Origin of the sequence: Nostocoides japonicum T1-X7 (assembly GCF_001046855.1) — a bacterium.
GTDB lineage: Bacteria > Actinomycetota > Actinomycetes > Actinomycetales > Dermatophilaceae > Nostocoides > Nostocoides japonicum.
In genome coordinates this window covers 4,416,618-4,420,379 of record NZ_HF570958.1, presented here as the reverse complement: position 1 = coordinate 4,420,379, position 3,762 = coordinate 4,416,618, and the positions used below count along the sequence as shown (strand labels likewise).

Sequence of the window (3,762 nt, the reverse complement as noted above, 5' to 3'; positions counted from 1 at the left end):
GCGCGCCCAGGCGACGGCGTCGCTCGGGTCGTACCGCCGGCTCGGCCCCCACGGACCGCCGCGCTCCGCCTCGCCCGTCGCGGCGAACCCCACGTGGAAGGGTTGCGGCGGCACCGCGTCGAGGATCGCGGCGAGGGTCTCGTCGTCGGGTCGGCGCTCGATGCCGACGAGCGGGGCCGCCCCGGCACCGAGTCCGGCGACGACGCGCGCCACCTCGTAGACGGCGACGTCGCGGGTGCCGCGAGCGACGTTGCGGCGCAGGGCGTCGAGGAGGGTGTCGAGGACCGAGGTCCGCAGGAGGGGCGCCTCGTCCGACAGGGGGTTCGTCACCCGGACCGTGCGACGCCGCGCGTCGTCGTCGGCGTAGCCGAGCCGGGCGTAGAGCTGCTCCGAGACGAACGGGAACGTCTGCACCTCGCAGAGCCCTTGCCCCGCAAGCGTGTTCGCGACGAGACGACGGCTGCGCTGGGCATGGGTGAGGCCCCGTCCGCCGTGGACGGCGACGACCGACGGGATCGCGTCGTAGCCGTGGACCCGGGCGACCTCCTCGACGAGGTCGGGTCCGTCGACGAGGTCGGGTCGCCAGGACGGGGGCCGGACCGAGACCACGTCGCCGTCCTCCTCCGCGACGGCGCACCCGACGGCGGCGAGGGTTCGCAGCACCTCCTCGCGGGAGTACTCCAGACCGATGTACCGGCTCGGCAGCGTCGTGTCGAAGTCGTAGGCGTGGCGCGGGATCCCCAGGTCGACGTCGGTCACGCCGCCGTCGGGCGTGCCGCCTCCGTGCTCGACGAGGAGGTCGACGGCGAGCTGCGCGGCGACCGGCGCGAGCTCGGGATCGACACCCCGCTCGAAGCGCTTGGACGCCTCCGTCGAGAGCCGGTGCCTCCGCGAGGTCCGGGCCACGGTCACCGGGTCGAAGTGCGCCGCCTCGATGAGCACATCGGTCGTCGCGGCCGAGACCTCCGACGTCTCGCCGCCCATGACCCCGGCGAGCGCGAGCGGGACCGTGCCGCCGTCGGTGATGAGGAGGTCCTCGGGGTGGAGGGTCCGCTCGACGTCGTCGAGCGTCGTCAGCGTCTCGCCGCGCCGCGCCCGCCGGACGACGATCGAGCCGGAGAGCGTCTCGAGATCGAACGCGTGGAGCGGCTGCCCGAGGAGGAGCATGACGTAGTTCGTCACGTCGACCGCGAGCGAGATGGGGCGCATCCCCATGTCCCGCAGGCGCTGCTGCATCCACGACGGCGACGAGGCGGTGACGTCGACCCCGCGGACGATGCGGGCGACGTAGCGGTCGCAGCCCGTCGCCCCGTCGATCGGCGCGTCGTCGTCGAGCCGGATGGCATACCCCTCGCCGTTCGCCGGGGGCACGGGGAGACCCGCGGGGTCCTCGTATGCGACGCCGGTCGCGAGAGCGTACTCGCGGGCGATACCGCGCATCGAGAAGCAGTACCCGCGGTCGGGGGTGATGTTGACCTCGAGGACCTCGTCGCCGAGGCCGAGGACGGGGATGAGGTCCTGGCCCGGGGTGAGCGCGGCGAGGATGTCGGGCCGGTCGGCGAGGTACTCACCGAGGACGATGATGCCCTCGTGGTTGTCGCCGAGCCCGAGCTCGCGCTCGGAGCAGATCATCCCGGCCGAGACGTGGCCGTACGTCCTGCGCGCACCGATCTCGAAGCCGCCGGGAAGCACGCCCCCGGGCAGGATGACGGCGACGAGGTCGCCGGCGGCGAAGTTGTGCGCGCCGCAGACGATCCCTTGGGGCTGCCCGGTGCCGTTCGCCGGCCCGACGTCGACCTGGCACCAGTTGATGGTCTTGCCGTTGCGCTGCGGCTCGGGCTCGGCGGACAGGACCCGGCCTACGACGAGCGGCCCGGCGACCTCGCCTCCCGAGATCCCCTCCTCCTCGAGGCCGACCTCGACGAGGGACTCGGCGATGTCGTGCCCCGTCGCCGAAGGGTCGACGGCGACGAGGTCACGCAGCCACGTGACGGGCACGTACATCAGATCTCCATCCCGAACTGGCGGTTGAACCGGACGTCGCCCTCGACGATGTCGCGCATGTCGGGGACGCCGTTGCGGAGCATGAGCGACCGCTCGACGCCCAGGCCGAACGCGAACCCGGTGTAGCGGTCCGGGTCGATGCCGCTGGCCCGCAGGACCCGGCGGTTGACCATGCCGGAGCCGCCGAGCTCGATCCACCCGGTGCCGCTGCATACCCGGCACGAGGCGTCCCGGCCCTCGCAGACCCAGCACCGACAGTCGATCTCGGCACTCGGCTCGGTAAACGGGAAGTACGACGGACGCAGCCGCGTCACCGTCCCCTCGCCGAACAGGGCCCGGACGAAGGCGTCGAGGCTGCCCTTGAGGTGGGCCATCGTGATGCCCTCGTCGACGACGAGCCCCTCGAACTGGTGGAAGACCGGCGAATGCGTCGCGTCGAGCTCGTCGGTGCGGAACACCTTGCCCGGGCACAGCACGTAGATGGGCGGCTCCCGGTCGAGCATCGTGCGGACCTGGACGGGCGAGGTCTGGGTGCGCAGCACGAGGCCCGAGCCGGGCGGGTCCACGTAGAAGGTGTCCTGCATCTGGCGGGCCGGGTGGTCGGGTCCGAGGTTGAGCGCGTCGAAGTTGAGCCACTCCGCCTCGACCTCGGGACCTTCGGCGATCTCCCACCCGAGCGCGACGAAGATGTCCTCGATGCGCTCGCTGACGAGGGCGTTGGGGTGCCGCCGTCCGGGCACCCGCCGCGGCACGTCGACGGTGAGGTCCATCGTCTCCTCGACGAGGATGCGGGCGTCGCGCTCGGCCTCGAGCTCGGCCTGCCGCGCGGCGAGGACCTGGGCGACGCGCGCCTTGGCCTGCCCGACGCGCCGGCCGGCCTCGGCCTTGGCGCTCGGCGGCAGGGCTCCGATCTCCCGGTTGGCCAGGGCCAGCGTGCTGCGGTCGCCCTGGTGGGCGGTGCGCACGGCCTTCAGGGCCGGGAGGGTGTCGGCCGAGGCGGCGGCGGCGAGCGCAGCGTCGACGGCGCCCTCGATCGCCGCGGGGTCGAGGGCGGCGACCTCGACAGGGTCATAGTTCGTGTTGGGTCCGGACATCGTCTTCGTTTCGGGTCGGAGCGGGCGCGCCCGAGTCTAGGGTCCGGCGCGCAGGGCGATGAGCTGCCCCCGGGCGCCTGGACGGCGGTCGTCCGCCCGATCCTGGCCGGCCGCGCCTCAGCGCGAGCGACCGGCGGCGCCCGAGGGCGCGCTAAATCGCCGCATCGACCCGAGGCGGGGAGCTGGCGATCGCCGGTTCATGCCGCCATCATCCCCCGCGGCACCGACGGCAGGCAAACCCGTTCCGTTCTCGCCGCCCGGCCCCCTCCGCCCGAGTGCCGCCCGCCCCCCTGTTCGGCAGGTGCGGGCTTTCCGTGGTCGGATCCGTCGAGGAACCACGACAACCCCGCACGTGCCCCAGCCCACGTCGGCAGGTGCGGGCTTTCCGTGGTCGGACACGTCGAGGAACCACGACAACCCCACACGTGCCCCAGCCCACGTCGGCAGGTGCGGGCTTTCCGTGGTCGGATCCGTCGAGGAACCACGACAACCCCGCACGTGCCGAGTAGATGCTCCCGAATAGGGCCGGCGACGACATCAACTCGGCACGTGCGGATCGAGCGCCTCGGCCGGCGAGCACAGAGGACGACAGGAGATGAGGACGACAAGGAGTCGACACCTTGTGGGGAAGCTGGCCCGAGCCAGGACTCCAACCAGCTTCCCC

2 protein-coding genes are annotated in these 3,762 nt (G+C 72.8%); both read right to left on the bottom strand.

The genetic code is table 11. The annotated features are described in order from the left end of the window. A partial coding sequence (gene pheT, locus BN12_RS20090; protein WP_053080129.1) for a phenylalanine--tRNA ligase subunit beta occupies positions 1–2,004 on the bottom strand: 2,004 nt, incomplete at its 3' end. Beyond that, positions 2,004–3,098 (bottom strand): phenylalanine--tRNA ligase subunit alpha, encoded by a 1,095-nt coding sequence (pheS, locus tag BN12_RS20085; protein ID WP_048555261.1) that lies wholly within the window; start codon positions 3,096–3,098, stop codon positions 2,004–2,006. The genes pheS and pheT, both read right to left, overlap by 1 nt. Between the last annotated feature and the right edge of the window lie 664 nt (positions 3,099–3,762).

Excerpts from the sequence above, each read along its gene's own strand:
- pheS (WP_048555261.1), bottom strand. The coding sequence starts at position 3,098 with ATGTCCGGACCCAACACGAACTATGACCCTGTCGAGGTCGCCGCCCTC.